The 16,474-nt window shown below is 37.3% G+C and carries 21 protein-coding genes; 14 read left to right on the plus strand and 7 right to left on the minus strand.

The window, feature by feature from the left end; translation table 11 throughout:
• The first annotated feature begins 92 nt into the window (after positions 1 to 92).
• Both F7732_RS01445 and F7732_RS01450 read left to right on the plus strand, forming a co-directional pair.
• Positions 93 to 332, plus strand: coding sequence for a hypothetical protein (locus tag F7732_RS01445; RefSeq protein ID WP_151571931.1), 240 nt, complete (start codon positions 93 to 95; stop codon positions 330 to 332).
• A 145-nt stretch (positions 333 to 477) separates the two neighbouring features.
• Positions 478 to 1,350 (plus strand): polysaccharide deacetylase family protein, encoded by an 873-nt coding sequence (locus F7732_RS01450; RefSeq protein WP_151571932.1) that lies wholly within the window; start codon positions 478 to 480, stop codon positions 1,348 to 1,350.
• Between the two features lie 17 nt (positions 1,351 to 1,367).
• Here F7732_RS01450 and F7732_RS01455 read toward each other — a convergent pair whose 3' ends face one another.
• Positions 1,368 to 1,709 carry a hypothetical protein gene (locus F7732_RS01455; RefSeq protein WP_151571933.1) on the minus strand — a complete coding sequence of 114 codons (342 nt, stop codon included), beginning with the start codon at positions 1,707 to 1,709 and terminating at the stop codon, positions 1,368 to 1,370.
• Positions 1,710 to 1,897: 188 nt separating this feature from the next.
• Between F7732_RS01455 and F7732_RS01460 the strand changes: the two genes are divergently transcribed.
• Entirely contained in the window at positions 1,898 to 2,185 is a 288-nt protein-coding gene (locus F7732_RS01460; RefSeq protein ID WP_151571934.1) for a DUF3055 domain-containing protein, read from the plus strand.
• Positions 2,186 to 2,697: 512 nt separating this feature from the next.
• Positions 2,698 to 2,820 (plus strand): GapA-binding peptide SR1P, encoded by a 123-nt coding sequence (locus F7732_RS01465; protein ID WP_082851693.1) that lies wholly within the window; start codon positions 2,698 to 2,700, stop codon positions 2,818 to 2,820.
• Between the two features lie 173 nt (positions 2,821 to 2,993).
• On the opposite strand, the gene F7732_RS01470 is transcribed toward F7732_RS01465, so the two are convergent.
• The gene (locus F7732_RS01470) at positions 2,994 to 4,469 is read right to left on the minus strand and encodes an aminotransferase class I/II-fold pyridoxal phosphate-dependent enzyme (protein ID WP_151571935.1); all 1,476 of its coding nucleotides are present in this window, start codon (positions 4,467 to 4,469) and stop codon (positions 2,994 to 2,996) included.
• A 287-nt stretch (positions 4,470 to 4,756) separates the two neighbouring features.
• On the opposite strand from F7732_RS01470, the gene F7732_RS01475 reads away from it, so the two are divergent.
• The gene (locus F7732_RS01475) at positions 4,757 to 5,032 is read left to right on the plus strand and encodes a UPF0223 family protein (protein ID WP_066447037.1); all 276 of its coding nucleotides are present in this window, start codon (positions 4,757 to 4,759) and stop codon (positions 5,030 to 5,032) included.
• A 51-nt stretch (positions 5,033 to 5,083) separates the two neighbouring features.
• On the opposite strand, the gene F7732_RS01480 is transcribed toward F7732_RS01475, so the two are convergent.
• Positions 5,084 to 5,704 carry a YktB family protein gene (locus tag F7732_RS01480; RefSeq protein WP_151571936.1) on the minus strand — a complete coding sequence of 207 codons (621 nt, stop codon included), beginning with the start codon at positions 5,702 to 5,704 and terminating at the stop codon, positions 5,084 to 5,086.
• 213 nt (positions 5,705 to 5,917) lie between these two features.
• Here F7732_RS01480 and F7732_RS01485 point away from each other — a divergent pair, with 213 nt between their 5' ends.
• The 3 genes from F7732_RS01485 to F7732_RS01495 all read left to right on the plus strand — a co-directional run bounded on the left by F7732_RS01485 (position 5,918) and on the right by F7732_RS01495 (position 7,630).
• Complete coding sequence (locus F7732_RS01485) at positions 5,918 to 6,112, plus strand: hypothetical protein (protein WP_151571937.1); 195 nt, start codon at positions 5,918 to 5,920, stop codon at positions 6,110 to 6,112.
• Between the two features lie 257 nt (positions 6,113 to 6,369).
• On the plus strand, positions 6,370 to 7,170 hold the full coding sequence (locus F7732_RS01490) for an inositol monophosphatase family protein (RefSeq protein WP_151571938.1): 801 nt from the start codon (positions 6,370 to 6,372) through the stop codon (positions 7,168 to 7,170).
• Positions 7,157 to 7,630, plus strand: a complete 474-nt coding sequence (locus F7732_RS01495) for a GNAT family N-acetyltransferase (protein WP_151571939.1) — start codon at positions 7,157 to 7,159, stop codon at positions 7,628 to 7,630. Before F7732_RS01490 ends, F7732_RS01495 begins: the two co-directional genes overlap by 14 nt.
• 342 nt (positions 7,631 to 7,972) lie before the next feature.
• On the opposite strand, the gene F7732_RS01500 is transcribed toward F7732_RS01495, so the two are convergent.
• Entirely contained in the window at positions 7,973 to 8,158 is a 186-nt protein-coding gene (locus F7732_RS01500; protein ID WP_066447023.1) for a YlaF family protein, read from the minus strand.
• 273 nt (positions 8,159 to 8,431) lie between these two features.
• Between F7732_RS01500 and typA the strand changes: the two genes are divergently transcribed.
• Both typA and F7732_RS01510 read left to right on the plus strand, forming a co-directional pair.
• Positions 8,432 to 10,276, plus strand: a complete 1,845-nt coding sequence (gene typA / locus F7732_RS01505) for a translational GTPase TypA (RefSeq protein ID WP_066447020.1) — start codon at positions 8,432 to 8,434, stop codon at positions 10,274 to 10,276.
• A 24-nt stretch (positions 10,277 to 10,300) separates the two neighbouring features.
• Complete coding sequence (locus F7732_RS01510; RefSeq protein ID WP_151571940.1) at positions 10,301 to 10,612, plus strand: YlaH-like family protein; 312 nt, start codon at positions 10,301 to 10,303, stop codon at positions 10,610 to 10,612.
• 137 nt (positions 10,613 to 10,749) lie between these two features.
• On the opposite strand, the gene F7732_RS01515 is transcribed toward F7732_RS01510, so the two are convergent.
• Positions 10,750 to 10,950 carry a YlaI family protein gene (locus F7732_RS01515; protein ID WP_151571941.1) on the minus strand — a complete coding sequence of 67 codons (201 nt, stop codon included), beginning with the start codon at positions 10,948 to 10,950 and terminating at the stop codon, positions 10,750 to 10,752.
• 198 nt (positions 10,951 to 11,148) lie between these two features.
• Here F7732_RS01515 and F7732_RS01520 point away from each other — a divergent pair, with 198 nt between their 5' ends.
• Entirely contained in the window at positions 11,149 to 11,604 is a 456-nt protein-coding gene (locus F7732_RS01520; RefSeq protein ID WP_151571942.1) for a pyridoxamine 5'-phosphate oxidase family protein, read from the plus strand.
• Between the two features lie 107 nt (positions 11,605 to 11,711).
• Here F7732_RS01520 and F7732_RS01525 read toward each other — a convergent pair whose 3' ends face one another.
• Positions 11,712 to 12,353, minus strand: coding sequence for a YhcN/YlaJ family sporulation lipoprotein (locus F7732_RS01525; protein ID WP_151571943.1), 642 nt, complete (start codon positions 12,351 to 12,353; stop codon positions 11,712 to 11,714).
• A 233-nt stretch (positions 12,354 to 12,586) separates the two neighbouring features.
• Here F7732_RS01525 and F7732_RS01530 point away from each other — a divergent pair, with 233 nt between their 5' ends.
• Entirely contained in the window at positions 12,587 to 13,915 is a 1,329-nt protein-coding gene (locus F7732_RS01530) for a PhoH family protein (protein WP_066447005.1), read from the plus strand.
• Positions 13,916 to 13,985: 70 nt separating this feature from the next.
• Here the strand turns inward: F7732_RS01530 and F7732_RS01535 are convergent, their stop codons facing one another.
• Positions 13,986 to 14,483 carry a molybdopterin-binding protein gene (locus tag F7732_RS01535; protein ID WP_151571944.1) on the minus strand — a complete coding sequence of 166 codons (498 nt, stop codon included), beginning with the start codon at positions 14,481 to 14,483 and terminating at the stop codon, positions 13,986 to 13,988.
• A 245-nt stretch (positions 14,484 to 14,728) separates the two neighbouring features.
• Here F7732_RS01535 and F7732_RS01540 point away from each other — a divergent pair, with 245 nt between their 5' ends.
• Both F7732_RS01540 and F7732_RS01545 read left to right on the plus strand, forming a co-directional pair.
• Complete coding sequence (locus F7732_RS01540) at positions 14,729 to 15,010, plus strand: Fpa/YlaN family protein (protein WP_066447001.1); 282 nt, start codon at positions 14,729 to 14,731, stop codon at positions 15,008 to 15,010.
• 261 nt (positions 15,011 to 15,271) lie between these two features.
• Positions 15,272 to 16,474, plus strand: a complete 1,203-nt coding sequence (locus tag F7732_RS01545) for an FtsW/RodA/SpoVE family cell cycle protein (protein ID WP_151571945.1) — start codon at positions 15,272 to 15,274, stop codon at positions 16,472 to 16,474.

The following is a 16,474-nucleotide window of genomic DNA, read 5'->3' on the forward strand; positions in this document are numbered from 1 at the left end:
CTTGACCAGCTGCGTTTACGAAGAGTAAAGGTTAACATTAAATACCGTGAAAATCCTTAAATTTAGTGTTTTTAAAAGGCGGTGATGATGGTGTGAAGGTTTATACAGCAGTTATCATTCAGCTCATTATATGGAGCGGATATACCTTTATTGAATGGCTTTCAAAGTATGATCAATTAGTATTTAAAGCGCTTATGTTTTTTGTGTTTCTTTATCTTGCTGTCATTATTGGCCATTATATTATAAAATCTACACGAAAAACGTTTGTTGCGACCATGGTCAGTTTATCTGTATATGGCTCTTTTCATGTCATTATGACCTTAGCAATTTAACGAAAAAGGAGGTTAGCGTATTCTTTTTGAACTGGCTGAACTCCATTTTTATATAAGAAGTACTGTACATGTTTGAGTCAGCTGAGAGTCGTCTTCATTGAAAATGAAAAGCACTAGTTTATAATTAGGAGCGAGGAGGGACAGCATGAGAATAAAAAGTATATTTGCACTGCTTATGACATTTATTTTTTTACAAGGCTGTGCAACTGATAATGAACCCAATTCTGCTGAAGAGGTGAATGGACAAGCCTCTCAGGAGCAAACGGAAAGCAATAATCATTCTGAGTTAGAAATACAGGATCGTGAAGAGGAAGAACAAGCTGGGGAAATGCATGAAGAAGAGGAAGAAACTCAGTCTGCAGCAAGCTCACAAGATGAAGGTAAAGAAGTTGAAAAACAATACCAAATTAATGAAAATACATGGACAGTAGATCCTATTTCAGATGCGAATCCAAAAGTAGCTCTTTTAACCATTGATGATGCACCAGATGCACATGCATTAAAGATGGCGCAGACACTAAAGAAACTTGATGTAAAGGCAATCTTTTTTGTTAACGGTCATTTGATTAACTCTCCGGAAAAAGAGAATGTAATTAAAGAAATTTATGATCTTGGGTTTGCGATTGGAAATCATACATATGGTCACAATAATTTAAAGGATTTAACAGAAGAAGAGCAAAAACATGAAATAGTAAAGGTTAATGACATGGTTGAAGAAATAACTGGAGAAAGACCACGGTTCTTCAGAGCACCTTTTGGTTCTAACACAGACTATAGTAAAAAGGTTGCTGCAGAAGAAAATATGACCATCATGAACTGGACATATGGGTATGACTGGGAGCAGGAGTATCAAACAAAAGAAGCAATAGCTGATATTATGGTCAATAGCCCTTATTTAAACAACGGAGCTAATTTACTCATGCATGATCGGCAGTGGACAATGGAAGCGATGGAAGACATTGTGACAGGTCTGCAGGCAAAAGGATACACAATTGCAGATCCTGAGGCAATTAAATAATTATGAAAAAAGGAGCCTTATTTAGGCTCCTTTTCTGCAGGCTTCCGGTCCATAAATCTTGCGATGATGGTATAAATAGAAAAGAAAAGCAGAAAAAAGCAAAGCAGAGATAAAGCGAAAGGAATAACACTAAAGTCTGTCTCTTCGTCAAATGGTGAATTGAACTCCACTATTACAGGGTAGGAGGCAGAATCTTCCGGAAGCTCCTTTACTTGTCCTAAATAAGGAAATGGTGCACCAAAAACAGCTTTATATGGGAGCTCAGCAGGTTTGTCTGCAACAAATGCATTAAATACGAAAGGAGAAATAAGTGTAAATGCTAAAGATAGCAAAATGATTACAACAATTTTTTTATTCATCTGTCACCTCAAAGTATGTATAATAATTTAGTTTCCATGCAACGTATTAAGATCATCATGCCCTTAAATATTCTATCATTGAATAAAAACATATGACAACTTTATTAACGATTAATAATTATGGTTGTTAAAATGAGAAGTTCGCAATACAATAGTATTCTAAATAGTTTGAAAAAAGGAGGTGCCATATGGATAATTTTTCTAAGATTTATGATGAACATGAAAATGTAACTGTACGTTTTGCCGGCTTTGCAACCAAGTTAAAGCGTTATGATTTTGCTATCGTTTATACAAATCTATTTTATACAAAACCTCTTGTGACCTGTATGCAAACTGGCCGTTCGATCCTCCTTGATCCGCTTGACCTCGAAGATTCGCATTCCTTGCAGAAGATATTCAAAATCGAAACCACAACTCAAACAGAAGATCTTGTTCAATTTTTCAAAGATGCGATCCCAGGAACACATGTTAGTTAAAGGTCGTGATTCGTGAAAACACTTATCCAAATTGATTCTTTTTGGACCCCTTGATGTGAGAACACAGATGTTTGTGTGAAGAAAGGCTTACAAATAGTCCAATCCTGCTTTTCCAGTTTTTTATGCCAGTATCTCAGTTCCTTTGAACACTGATTTTAAATGATTGTACTAAAACTTTACATCATGTCCCGAGCGGCTAATTTCAGAAAAAAGCAGACAGAGTCGTTCGGGTTTATCAGTGAATTTCAATGTGCATTGTCGTAGTCTCCAGCTTCCCGATGCATTCTCCAAATAGCCAAACCTTCGTTTCCCTCGAATAAACCCATTAACAATCTGGTCAATTTAAAGTCAATTAATATGCTGTATTAATGCTTATTATGACATACAATAACGCTAAAATTTTAAATGTGTTATACAAATTAATCTTGATTTTTAAATAGTGTCATATTATTATAGAAAATAGATAAAGCGCTTTCAAAATATGAATATGATATTAAAGGAGAGATGAGCAGATGGGAACAATCGTATGCCAAACTTGTAATTCAACTATCGAACATTTCGAGGATGAAAAGGTGACTGTATTATATTCAAAAGGAAGCTGCCAATGTGACCCGCCTAATCAGCAGGAGAAGTAAGTAGCATAAGGCTGATTCAGTAAAAAGCTTGAAAGTGAAGAAGTTAGTTTAAAAATAGATGGTGCAATCGACCGGTTTTTTAGCAAGTAATATAAATGCCGCCCAATCATATGGGCGGCATTTTTACATATTCGAAAGGCTTTATAACCCGAAATGAGAATGCACGTTATCTTTTATCGAATTGCCCGGTGTTCTTTTATAACCCTCAAGTATTTAAAGTCATAATCCTCTGGTCCCTGAACTGGCAATCCTGCTTCCATATTGGTTTTAATATAACGGAGGTTATCGGTCGTGATGATTTCTCCAGGTATAAAAATTGGAATGCCAGGAGGGTATACCATGATAAATTCAGCAATAATTCTGCCTTCAGACTCATCAAATGGAACAAGCTCTGTATCCGCATAGAAAGCGTCACGAGGAGTTAAAGCTAGGACAGGGATATGAGGTAAAAGGACCTCTTGCGTCGTATTGATCTTCTCAGCTTTACCGTGATATTCAATCGATAACTGTCTTAAAGCATCGATTAGAATATCGGCTTCCTTCTCTGTGTCTCCTGGAGTGACAATACATAAAATATTGTACAAGTCAGACATTTCAACCTCTATGTTATATCGCTCTCTGAGCCAAAGTTCAACATCAAAGCCGTTAATTCCCAATTCCTTTACAGATATAATTAACTTTGTTGGATCGTAATCATAAGCAGCATGTGTCTCTAATATTTCTTCTCCTACACAATATAGATGATCCAGTTCATTGATGCGCTTTCGAATGGACTGTGCCAATTGAATTGTTTTTTCAATTAGTTCATGTCCTTCCGTTGCAAGTCTTTTTCTGGCAACGTCTAATGAAGCGAGAAGAAGATATGAAGTTGATGTGGTAGTAAGCATGCTTAAAATCGATTGTACGCGCTTATGTGAAACGAGATTACCTTGCATATTTAAAACAGAGCTCTGTGTCATGGAGCCGCCAAGTTTGTGAACACTTGTTGCCGCTAAATCCGCTCCAGCCTGCATGGCAGACATCGGCAGGCTTTCGTGAAAATGAATATGAACTCCATGTGCTTCGTCTACAAGAACAGGAACATTATATGAATGCGATATTTCTACAATTTTTTTTAAGTCTGCAGATACACCAAAATACGTTGGGTTAATAACAAGTAATCCTTTTGCATCAGGGTGCTGCTCAAGAGCTCTTGCTACAGAATCTGTTGTAATTCCATGAGATATGCCTAACTCAGTATCAATTTCGGGATGAATAAAAATAGGAGTGGCACCAGAAAAAACAATGGCAGACATAACTGATTTATGAACATTTCTGGGTACGATAATTTTATCGCCAGGGCCGCAGACGGACATAACCATTGTCATAATGGCTCCGCTGGTTCCTTGTACTGAGAAAAATGTATGTTCAGCACCAAAAGCTTCAGCTGCCAGGTCTTGTGCCTGCTTGATCATGCCTTTAGGCTGGTGCAGGTCATCCAAAGGTCCAATATTAATTAAATCAATTGATAAAGCATTTTCTCCAATAAATTCTTTAAATTCAGGGTCAATTCCTGTTCCTTTTTTATGACCGGGAATATGGAATTGTACAGGATTTTTCTTTGCATGTGCCAATAAGCCGCTAAATAACGGTGTTTCAGTTTGAGACAATGTATTTCCACACCTCTTTAAAATTCTAATTTGCAATAAAACATCTGCATTATAGCATTATTCATCGCCTTTGCATAGAAACTTCATACCCCATTAGTTTTCGGGTTAAAAGGTGAAAATAAACATTCTTTTATTGGAGAATTTTTAATCTTCTTTAGAAAGTTTTTATTCCATAGTTTTAGACATAGCAGAGCCCTTACAAGCAACAAAAAAGAAGCTTACATGTTTGCGCTGACATTCTACTTAGAGTAAAATCAGCAGGAGATAAAACGTAAGGAGGATGACCTTTGGAATATCAATATCCGATTGAACATCATTGGAAGACTGAAGAAATTATTGATGTAATCCAATTTTATCAAAGCATTGAAAGAGCATACGAAAAAGGGATTGAACGTGAAGAGCTGATGAAGTCATACCGTCGCTTTAAAGAAATTGTGCCAGGAAAATCTGATGAAAGAAATCTATGCAATGACTTTGAAGAAATGAGCGGCTATTCCCCATTTCGTACAGTAAAAGCAGCTAAGGAAACTGAAGCTGGCAATGTAGTAAAAATGAAAAAGTAAAAAACCTCCCTTGGGAGGTTTTTTGTACTTTAATGTCCCATTTCACTATGTTTACGCCATTTTATAGAAGGGTAATAATTTTTTAAATACATGATCTGCAGCTGTGATAAAATCATGGCCATTCATCTTTATAGCATCCTCTCGGCTAATGTTGACACCACAGAGAATTTCAGCTTTTTTGACAGTTTGCAGACGGATAAAAAGGTTTCCAAGTTCATCTTTTGATAAATCACTGTGTTTGTAAACACCAGGCTTCGTATGATCGCCTGACCAAACAAATTCTTTTGGGATTTCATTATAAAGTTTATCAAGAGAATCCTCTAGCTTTTTACCGTATTCTTCTTTATTTGGAGCTTCATAAATCATTGCAAACCAAATGAAAACATGCGTTTCCCAAAGGCCAATTTGAAAATGAGGCAGCATTTTATAACCGCGGGGGCTTGACGCAAATGCAACCCAAGTATCATTTGGCGGGTTTTTGGTTCTTCTGGCATGACGGGCAACATGCGGAAAAATCTCATGTCCAGTCTCGGCCGATAGCACCGTCGAGAAGTGTTTGCCTAAATCTTCTAGCTTTGGGCGGATGGTAGTCTTTAGAGCATCCATTCGTTCATCAAGACCATCTATAGTGAAGACCGAAAAATCATCATTTGTAAAACCTGAAAATGTCATATAGAAACCTCCTCTTACTATGTCAAATATTGTAGCATAATCTGCAGGAAAAGAAGAAATAGAATGCATGAGTTTAAAGGTAGGTTATCGCACAATTTTGTTGCAATTCAGATGACAGAGCATAAGATAATAGTAAAAATAATCAGAAAATTTAAGTCGTGAATATCTTTTAAGAAATACTTTGTTGATAACTTGGAAGGGGTGTATTGTCTAATGAAACAACTTGTAAATTCAACAAAAGCGAAAAAAAGCGAAAAGGAAAGAACAGCAGTACTAAGAATGGAACTTGACTATGAGCTGGCTACTTTATTTGATGCAATGACAAGCGAGAATGACAAGTTGAAAACAACAACAAAGCAGAAGCTTGAAAAAATCAGACATGAGCTTCTCAAACTAAAAGCTTTATAAATTGTAGTTAATAAGGGGAAAATGGGGAAAAATGTTCTTAATATCTATACAACATGATTAAAAACGAACTTCCATCATTCGTGGGAGTTCGTTTATTGATGTTAAACCGACATGAACCTCGCAATCAATGTCCAGTTGTTTTATTCTTGAAACTTGAATATTTTGCAGGCTTATTTTAAGCTAAAAGTATTTTAAACAACTTGAAATAACAATGTGGAGACAAAATAAAATAGCCTATAGAAAAGGATGTTAACTACATGACAGATTTAAAAAAGATTGATACATATGCAAAAAAGTGGATTAAAGAAGCAAGTGATAGAATAAAGGATTCTTTTTCTAAAGAATTAACCATTCAGACAAAATCACATGCTAATGATTTAGTAACTGATATAGATCAAGCAACCGAGCGTTTTTTTATCGAAAAAATTAACAGTGTTTTTCCGGATCACCGAATCTTGGGAGAAGAAGGATTTGGAGATGATGTTCAGTCATTAGAAGGCGTTGTGTGGATCATTGATCCTATTGATGGAACGATGAATTTTGTACATCAGCAGCGTAATTTTGCTATTTCAATTGGAATCTTTGAAGATGGGGTTGGGAAAATCGGCCTCATTTATGATGTTGTTCATGATGAGCTGTATCATGCTATCTCAGGTGAGGGAGCATACCTAAATGACTTGAAAATTCCTCAGATGCGCAAAACGAAACTATCGGAATCAATCTTAGGTTTAAATGCAACATGGGTGACAGAAAACAGACGGATTGATTCAAGTCTTTTAGCACCTCTTGTAAAAAAATCCCGAGGCACACGCTCATATGGTTCAGCTGCTTTAGAAATTGTCTACGTGGCAACTGGCCGTATTGATGCATACTTAACGTTAAGGCTCGCACCTTGGGATTTTGCGGCAGGGTTGATCATCATTGAAGAGCTTGGAGGACGTGCAACAAATCTGAGGGGAGAAAAACTTAATATGCTCGAAGGCGGCTCTGTCTTTTTTGCCAATGAAGAATTGCATGATGAGATCTTGAAGGATTATCTTCACAATGGAAAATGGTAATCTTTCATGGAGAACGCTTGAAAAATCAGATCATCCCTTCTTCGAGGTTTTAATCTCGCAAAGTCCAAAGTGGAAGGAACTTGAATTAGGAAATAAGACTCTTGAAAACTTTTTCAAGGATCATGAGTATGCAGGAGGGGAATGGAGAGTATGGGAGGTGAGCGGAACTCCTATTTCCGTATCCCACCACACTCAGTCTTCGCCTTCAAATAAAAAGCCTTGGCTTGGGACATTACTTGTTCATTCTGGATTTAGAAGAAAAGGCTTTGGTGAAAGGATTTTAGACAAGCTCTCAGATGAAATGAAGGATAAGGGTCATAAAGCGATTTATGCGGGTGTTCCTATAATGGAAAATGAGTGGATTGCTTTCTTATCTGAATGCGGCTATGAACAATTCAAACTTGAAAAAGACAAACAAGATGTCCAGTATTTAATTTTTGTTAAACCGACGATGATGTAGGGTAATAAGTGATGGAGGAGGTGCAGTGGATATTGCTGCACTTTTTTCAGTCATAAAAAGCGGGTTTAGTTTTGATAAATTTAAGGTACAATTTTATGAAGCAGAATATTATACTCCTTAGAGAAATAGAGGAAAGGCTGAGACACAAAAGAAGTTCAGACGGCGAGGATGATTAGCTTTGATTTCTTCAGATAAAACAGAGTCTTCAGAGCAATGGAACAGGTCTCTTTATGTCGTTGTATCTCTTCTGAAATTTTAAGTGCAAACTCCAATTTTTATACTCCTGCTTACAAACCTGCCAACACGTAAAAAGGCGTCCGCATTGGATCGCCCTTTTAAACGCTACAATAATCCTTTTTCGCGCATTTTCTTTTTCGTCTTGAAGCCAAAACCCATTACAACAAATAAACCAGCAATACATGCTAGAATGCCTAATATACTTCTTTCGCTAATGGCAATTCCAATTGCTCCAATACATATAGCAGCGGCGACCGCACAAGCTAATAAAGGCCATTGAATTTTTTTCATAATCGCCATTCCTTTCCGCAGGGCTGTTTTGTCTGCGGCGATGGCCGCATCAAAAACATGTTTGCTTACCCTTACAATTAGAAGCTTTCTGTTCTCTTTTTACCATACAATGATGGAAAAACTCTAGTAATACTCTATAAAAGCTATTCTTAATAAATATTTTACATAAAAAGCTTTTAGCTTTCTAGTTTGTTTATGGTATAATGTTTCAGTTATCGTATAAAAATGAAGCTAAAAGCTATTATTTGATAAATAGGCTAGGAGGAAAATTTTTTGAAACTCAGAGAAAATATTCGTAATATTGCTATAATCGCGCACGTTGACCACGGTAAAACGACGCTTGTTGACCAGCTTTTAAAGCAATCTGGTACATTTAGAACAAACGAGCATGTAGAAGAGCGTGCAATGGATTCAAATGATATCGAAAGGGAGCGCGGTATTACCATTTTGGCTAAAAATACTGCAATCCAGTACAAAGATACACGCATAAACATTCTTGATACACCTGGACATGCTGACTTTGGTGGAGAAGTAGAGCGTATCATGAAAATGGTTGACGGTGTTTTACTTGTCGTTGACGCCTATGAAGGCTGTATGCCGCAAACTCGCTTCGTGCTTAAAAAGGCATTAGAGCAAAACTTAACACCGATTGTTGTTGTAAACAAAATCGACCGTGATTTTGCTCGTCCTGAAGAAGTAATTGATGAAGTACTTGATTTATTTATTGAATTAGATGCAAACGAAGATCAGCTTGATTTCCCAGTTATTTATGCATCTGCTATCAACGGAACAGCTAGTGTGGATCCAGATCCTGCAAAGCAGGATGAAAACATGCAATCTCTATATGAGACAATTGTTGATAATATTCCAGCACCAGTTGATAACAGTGAAGAGCCTCTTCAATTCCAAGTAGCACTACTTGATTACAACGACTATGTCGGCAGAATTGGAGTTGGACGTGTGTTCCGCGGAACAATGAAGGTGGGTCAGCAGGTAGCTCTTATGAAGCTTGATGGCTCTGTTAAACAATTCCGTGTGACGAAAATTTTTGGTTTCTTTGGCTTAAAGCGTGAAGAAGTTCAAGAAGCAAAAGCTGGAGACTTAATTGCTGTATCTGGAATGGAAGATATCAACGTTGGGGAAACAGTTTGCCCAGTTGAGCATCAAGAGGCATTGCCAGTATTAAGAATTGATGAGCCTACATTACAGATGACTTTCCTTGTAAACAATAGCCCATTCGCAGGTAAAGAAGGAAAATACATCACTTCACGTAAAGTAGAGGAAAGATTGCGCGCGCAGCTGCAGACAGATGTAAGCTTACGTGTTGAAAATACAGAATCACCAGATGCTTGGATTGTTTCTGGCCGTGGTGAGCTTCACTTATCTATCTTAATTGAAAATATGCGCAGAGAAGGATTTGAGCTGCAGGTATCCAAGCCGGAAGTTATCATCCGTGACATTGATGGAGTAAGATGTGAGCCAATTGAGCGTGTGCAAATTGATGTTCCTGAAGAGCATACAGGTTCTATTATGGAATCGATTGGAGCACGTAAAGGTGAAATGCTTGATATGGTGAACAACGGAAATGGCCAAGTGCGCTTAACTTTTAATGTTCCTGCTCGCGGATTAATCGGTTATACAACTGAATTCTTAACGTTAACACGCGGATACGGAATCATAAACCATACATTTGACAGCTATCAGCCAGTTGTTGCTGGACAAGTTGGCGGCAGACGTCAAGGTGTGCTTGTTTCTATGGAGAGTGGAAAATCGTCTACTTATGGTATCATGCAAGTAGAAGACCGCGGTGTGATCTTTGTTGAGCCTGGTACTGAAATTTATGAAGGTATGATTGTTGGAGAACATAACCGTGAAAGCGATCTTACTGTAAATATTACAAAAGTAAAACAAGCTACAAACATTCGTTCAGCGAACAAGGATCAGACAGCAACAATGAAAAAGCCTCGCATCATGACGCTTGAAGAAGCACTGGAATATTTGAATGATGATGAGCTTTGTGAGATTACACCTGAATCAATCCGTTTGCGCAAGAAAATATTAGATAAGAACGAGCGTGAGCGTGTAGCGAAGAAGAAGAAACTAGCAGAAACAAACTAATCTTTATGAGGGGGGCGAGAATTTATGGTTGAAGAAAGATTGTCTTTTTTCGCAGCTCTATTTAAAGTCCATGAAAACCCTGATTTAGGTATGTGGCTTTTGTATATTACAATAGTCCTCTTATCGATTTTAGTCTTTAAGCTAGGCTTTGCAAAAAAACTTCCGCTGGGGAAATCAGTTGTAATTTACTTGTTTCTGATCCTCGGCTGTACCCTGCTTACCTTTTTAGGTGTTTTCCTGCCTGTTGCTGAAGGCCTTGTTGTTGCTGCCTTAATTTTAATTATTTATAAAATTAGGCTCCATCAGGAAAAAAAGCAGCAAGCCAGTGCAGAATAATTATATTTTCAGCTATTGTGCATTGATTTTTTAAAAAAAGCCAGACGCTTTAAGCGTCTGGCTTTTTTGATACTTTCTTCATTCAATCATACTCCGTTGGATCCCAATCTGTTAGAGTTTGGGGTTTTTAGATCGTTCTACCATTCATCATCACTTTTAGGGCTTTTATAAAGCCTGAAATTCCCCGTGGCAGCACGCTGCTTTGTTCTTTCTGCAATGCGATCCTCACAAACATTACACATATATGTATGAATAGGGCGATTGCGTAACCTTTTCGCCTCAGCAGAATCGTTTGGAATGGATTCTATTTTATCACATAGTACACATTTAACTCGCATTTATTACACCTCTGTTAATAGTTCTTTCTTTTATTATAATATAACACAACTTCTGTTTCGAATTTAATTATCTCAGCAAATGAGGGGATGGAAGTAATAAAGTGGTTACACATCATCGGCGGTTTCCTTTTGAAAATGGCTGAAAGTTGAAACAAGCATTAAAAACATACTATGATAGTGATAAAGAGGAGGTGCCTGATGGTAAACAGAGTTGAAAATCAATTGACAGAGCCGCTGTTTAAAGAAATGCAAAAGGAGCGTTTTGTTACATTGGCAACAGTGGATTATGAGACAGGCGGCCCAAATGTACATACGTTATCATGGATAATGTCAAAGAATGAAAAAACGATTTATTTTGCAGTTGAAAGCCATTCAAGGATCATTCAGAACATAAAGAAGAATAATCAGGTCATCGTTCACATGATTGCTGATGAATCTGCTTATTCAATAGCTGGAAAAACAGCCATTAAAGAAGAAGTTCTTGATCATTTGCCGTTAAAGCTGGCATTGGTTTCAATGCAAATTGATGAGGTTAGGGATGTGATGTTCTACGGAGCGAAAATGACAGTACAGCCTCATTATGATAAAACATATGATCTGAAAGCAGCTTCCCAGCTGGATGAGCAAGTCATGGATGCAATGAAAAAAGCTTAGGCTGGAATTCTGAATTCCTTACAAGGAGTTTGAATTCCATACATAAGCTTTTTCTTTTTATCATCGAATGCTTTATGTCATGTTAATTGACTTAACTGTGATGATACCTAGTTATTTTCGTTATGGCTGTTCTTAGATTCTTTTCCGTTTTTGTAATGATTAGATTGTTCCTGCTGTTTCTGTTCTAATTTTTGTTCTTCACTATTATTAAGTCTTTTATCCGGTTTTTCAGTAGCGTTGCGCGGGTTCGGATCAACCATATCTGCCGGAACTTCAGGTATTAATCTGCCGGAAACATCTGCTAATTCATTCATGATGCCCTGAAGCGGCTGGCCAGCACCAATATCATCTCTGATTTCACGCAGGCGGGCATTGATATCTGGGTCAGCAACTACTAGAGCTCTTGCACCATGCGGATCTTTTTTTAAACTTTCAGCAACTGAAAATTTAATCGAACCAACTTCAGAACGATCAAGATCCTGATTAACATCAATTCCAACAATTGCATATTGACCAAGAACGATGGCAGTTGCATCGTTCACGTTTGGAATACTTGTAGCAAGATCGACAAGGTGTTTAGAGATTTCCTGTCCTGTCTGACGATCTGTTTCCTGTATAGTGCTGTTCCGAACATTTATTGCGTTTTGACCAGTATTTGGGCTTGATCCGGAAGCATTATTTTGATCATTACTCATTCCGCATCCAGTCAATAAAAGACTGGCAAATAGTAAAAAAAGAATATACCTCATTACCTTTACCCCCAATGTTAGAATTAGATCATATTTGGTTATGTGTGAACTAAGCCTGATTTAATCTGTACCTTTCTTGATTATTGTGTAAAATATCTTCTATCTTTATGCAGAAAAACATATAGTTTACCAAAGTTCAATTTGTCCCATTCCTTTTTACAGCAAAAAGTGTGAATGGGATCAGCAAAATATATTGCACAATACTATGGCTACGAGGGCAGGAGGCATCGGGATTGAGAAAAATTTATGTGTTAGATACAAATGTCTTGTTGCAAGACCCATTTTCCATTTATTCTTTTGAAGAAAATGAGGTGGTTATTCCAGCAGTCGTTTTAGAAGAAGTCGATTCTAAAAAAAGATATATGGACGAAATAGGCAGGAATGCAAGGCAGGTATCGAGGCTCATAGACAGCATGAGATTAAATGGCAAGCTTCATGAAAAAATTCCGCTTGAAAACGGCGGTAGCCTTCGAATTGAATTAAATCACAGATCATTCCATCAGCTTCAGGAAATTTTTGTGGAAAAAACAAATGATAACCGCATATTAGCTGTTGCTAAAAACCTTTCTCTTGAAGAAGAAACGAAAGGAAACGGCAAACCTGTGATCCTGGTGAGCAAGGACGCATTGGTCCGTGTAAAGGCTGATGCAATTGGTTTAATGAGCGAAGATTTCTTAAGTGATCGGGTAATTGAAAATGACCATATTTATACTGGTTTTTTAGAAGTATATGTACAAAAAGAAGAGTTGAATAAGTTTTATGAAAAAGGTGAGCTATTACTTGCAGATATTGTGAATCATCCCTTCTACCCAAATCAATTTCTGGTTATGAAGGATGCACTGGGATCTTCTTCATCAGCACTTGGAATGGTTGATTCTTCGGGCAAAAAAGTTAAAAAGCTGATTTTTGACTTTGAACATATATGGGGAATTAAGCCGCGAAACGTTCAGCAGACAATGGCTTTGGAATTGCTGCTGAAAAAAGATATCCCGCTGATTACTCTTATTGGAAAAGCGGGAACAGGAAAGACGTTATTAGCGCTTGCTGCGGGACTAATGCAAACAGAGGACTATGGTCACTTTAAAAAACTTCTTGTTGCTAGGCCCATTGTTCCGGTTGGCAAGGATTTAGGATTTTTGCCAGGAGAAAAGGAAGAAAAGTTAAGACCTTGGATGCAGCCGATTTACGATAATCTGGAATATTTATTTAACGTCAAAAAGCCAGGTGAACTCGATGCCATATTGGCGGGAATGGGTTCCATTGAAGTAGAAGCTCTGACATACATCCGCGGAAGAAGTATTCCAGATCAATACATTATTATTGATGAAGCACAAAATTTAACCAAGCATGAAGTTAAAACGATTCTTACAAGAGTAGGGGAAGGAAGTAAAATTGTCCTAATGGGGGACCCTGAACAAATTGATCATCCATATTTGGATGCTTATAATAACGGACTAACATATGTGCTGGAGCGATTTAAAGATCAAACTGTTTCTGGTCATGTAAAACTCGTGAAGGGAGAAAGATCTGGTCTGGCTCAGCTGGCTGCCGATTTGCTTTAAAATAAATCATGTCAAAAAGGGCTGGTTTTGCCTTTTTTGACATGATTATTAGCGAATTGCCTTTGATCAGCTACTTAATTTGGAAAGATGAAATGTTTTTAAATGGACTATTATAATTGCTGCCATCTCCAAAATAAGCATGAATCGGCCCGTCTTCCTTCAATGGCTTTCCTTCCTTTGAAAATCCGAGAATCATACCCATTGCATCTTCTAAAGACACTTGCTCTTCTCCGTTATGGCTGATAATAATTACGCTTGAAGCATCTTCATTAGGCTCTGCATTTTTAATAAATGGGGCTAATGGAACCCCAAAGGTTCCAGTCAAAACTTTTTCTTTTTCAAACTTTTTTTCTGATTTTAAAGTAGGCGGATAAATGGCACCTTCCATGATTTCTCTGTCCCAATGCTTTGAAATAGACTTTGTGTATTCTTCCAGAGCATCCGTTTTTTCAATGGCTTCATCAAAATATGTATTTAAATCCACGCGACGGTCATCAAAGATCCAAACACCTGGATCTAATGTTATCGGAAATTTTACATTTCCGCTAATTGATATAATATTTTCCATTACTATTCCCTCCCAGTTGTTCAGCGCTTACATATGGATAAAATTATACCCCTAATTTCTTTTATTGTCATTTTTTCAAATTGACAGCAAAGTTGATAAATTCAAGTGTTTAATCCGCTTATTTAAGACTATATAAATTTTTATGACAAATTAACTGAAGCTTGTCCGTATAATTCTTGCTTTTTTTATAGGTTAAGTATAGAATTTATAGATAGGATAGTCGCTCGGAAACGGGGGGATTGATGTTGGCTTCTGAAATGATTATGGATCATAAAGAGAAAGCTAATGCACTGCTTAAAGCAGATGCTGATAAAATATTAAAACTAATTAAGGTCCAAATGGACAATTTAACAATGCCTCAGTGTCCTTTGTATGAGGAAGTTCTTGACACGCAAATGTTTGGCTTATCTCGAGAGATAGATTTTGCTGTCCGTTTAGGCTTAATAGACGATCAGGAAGGTAAAGCTATACTTGGCGAATTAGAACGTGAGCTATCAGCTCTGCATGAAGCATCAGTTAAAAAATAACTGAAAAAACTCAAACATTCATCGTGATGTTTGAGTTTTTTTACACCTGTTGCTTTTTTAAAAAGCACTGTATTTTCCAGTTAGTTTATTGTAACAGAAAACTTAAATAGTATGACATAATAATAGAATATTTTTAATTAGTATGTTACATTGAAAGAGGACAGAATTGCTAGTTTTTGCTCTCTTCTCATGATGCAGGCAGGAAATCCTATACTTAAGTCGAATAACTATGACAACCTAGAAAATAAGGGAAGAGGACCAATGTTTAAAAAAATATTAAAATCTTATGATTACACTCTACTAGCTGTGGTTGTGCTGCTTTGTATATTTGGTCTCGTAATGGTTTACAGTTCAAGTATGGTCATGGCAGTCCAATATTATGGGCAGTCTAGCGATTTTTTCTATGAAAAACAAAAAACCAACTTAATGATCTCTGCTTTTGTGCTAATTGTTGTAGCTTTATTTCCATACAAAGCACTTATGAGCAATAAGATTCTTGTTCCAATGGTATTTTTATCGATTATTGGGCTATCCGGCCTCTTCATAATTGGAACTGTTGCAGGAAATGCACTGAGCTGGTTTGAAGTAGGAACACGGAGTCTGCAGCCGGCAGAATTTGTCAAACTAAGTGTTATTATCTACCTGGCAGCTGTCTATGCGAAAAAGCAGCCTTACATAAATGAGTTTAACCGCGGTGTAGCACCGCCGCTTGCTTATTTAATACTGGTTTGTATGTTAATTGCAGTGCAGCCTGATTTTGGTACAGCGGCAATCATCTTTTTAATTGCTGCCACAATTATTTTTGCTTCTGGCATGAACTACAAAAATATTTTTAAACTTGGCTTAATTGGCCTCTCCATTTTAGTGCCGATCGTCCTGTTACTAAGAGAGAAAATATTCTCTGAAAAAAGACTTGGCAGATTTGAAGCCTTCATTGATCCATTCGGATCTGAACACGGCTATCAGCTCTCGAACTCCTTTATATCTTTAGGAATGGGCGGATTAAAAGGTCTGGGTTTAGGTGAGAGTGTACAAAAATTAGGCTATTTACCAGAGGTGCATACTGATTTTATTATGGCAGTCATTGCTGAAGAGTTAGGCATTTTTGGCGTTAGTTTTGTGCTGCTGGGTTTAGGGTATATCGTTCTGAGGGGCTATTACATAGGAATGAAATGCAAAGATCCATTTGGAAGTCTGCTGGCGATCGGGATTTCAAGCATGATTGGAATTCAGGCGTTTATAAACTTAGCAGGCATTTCTGGGGTGATCCCGCTAACAGGTGTTACCTTGCCATTTATAAGTTATGGTGGTTCTTCACTGCTGCAAATGTCTATTGCAATTGGTGTCCTTTTAAATGTATCAATGTTTGTAAAATATGAAGAAAAATATAAACATAAAGCTGAAAACCCTGTGCCAGAAAGTGCTCCGCTTTATTCTAGCGGTGCTTCTATCGGGCGCAAGTAA

It is taken from the genome of Bacillus mesophilum, assembly GCF_008923265.1.
GTDB lineage: Bacteria > Bacillota > Bacilli > Bacillales > Cytobacillaceae > Cytobacillus > Cytobacillus mesophilum.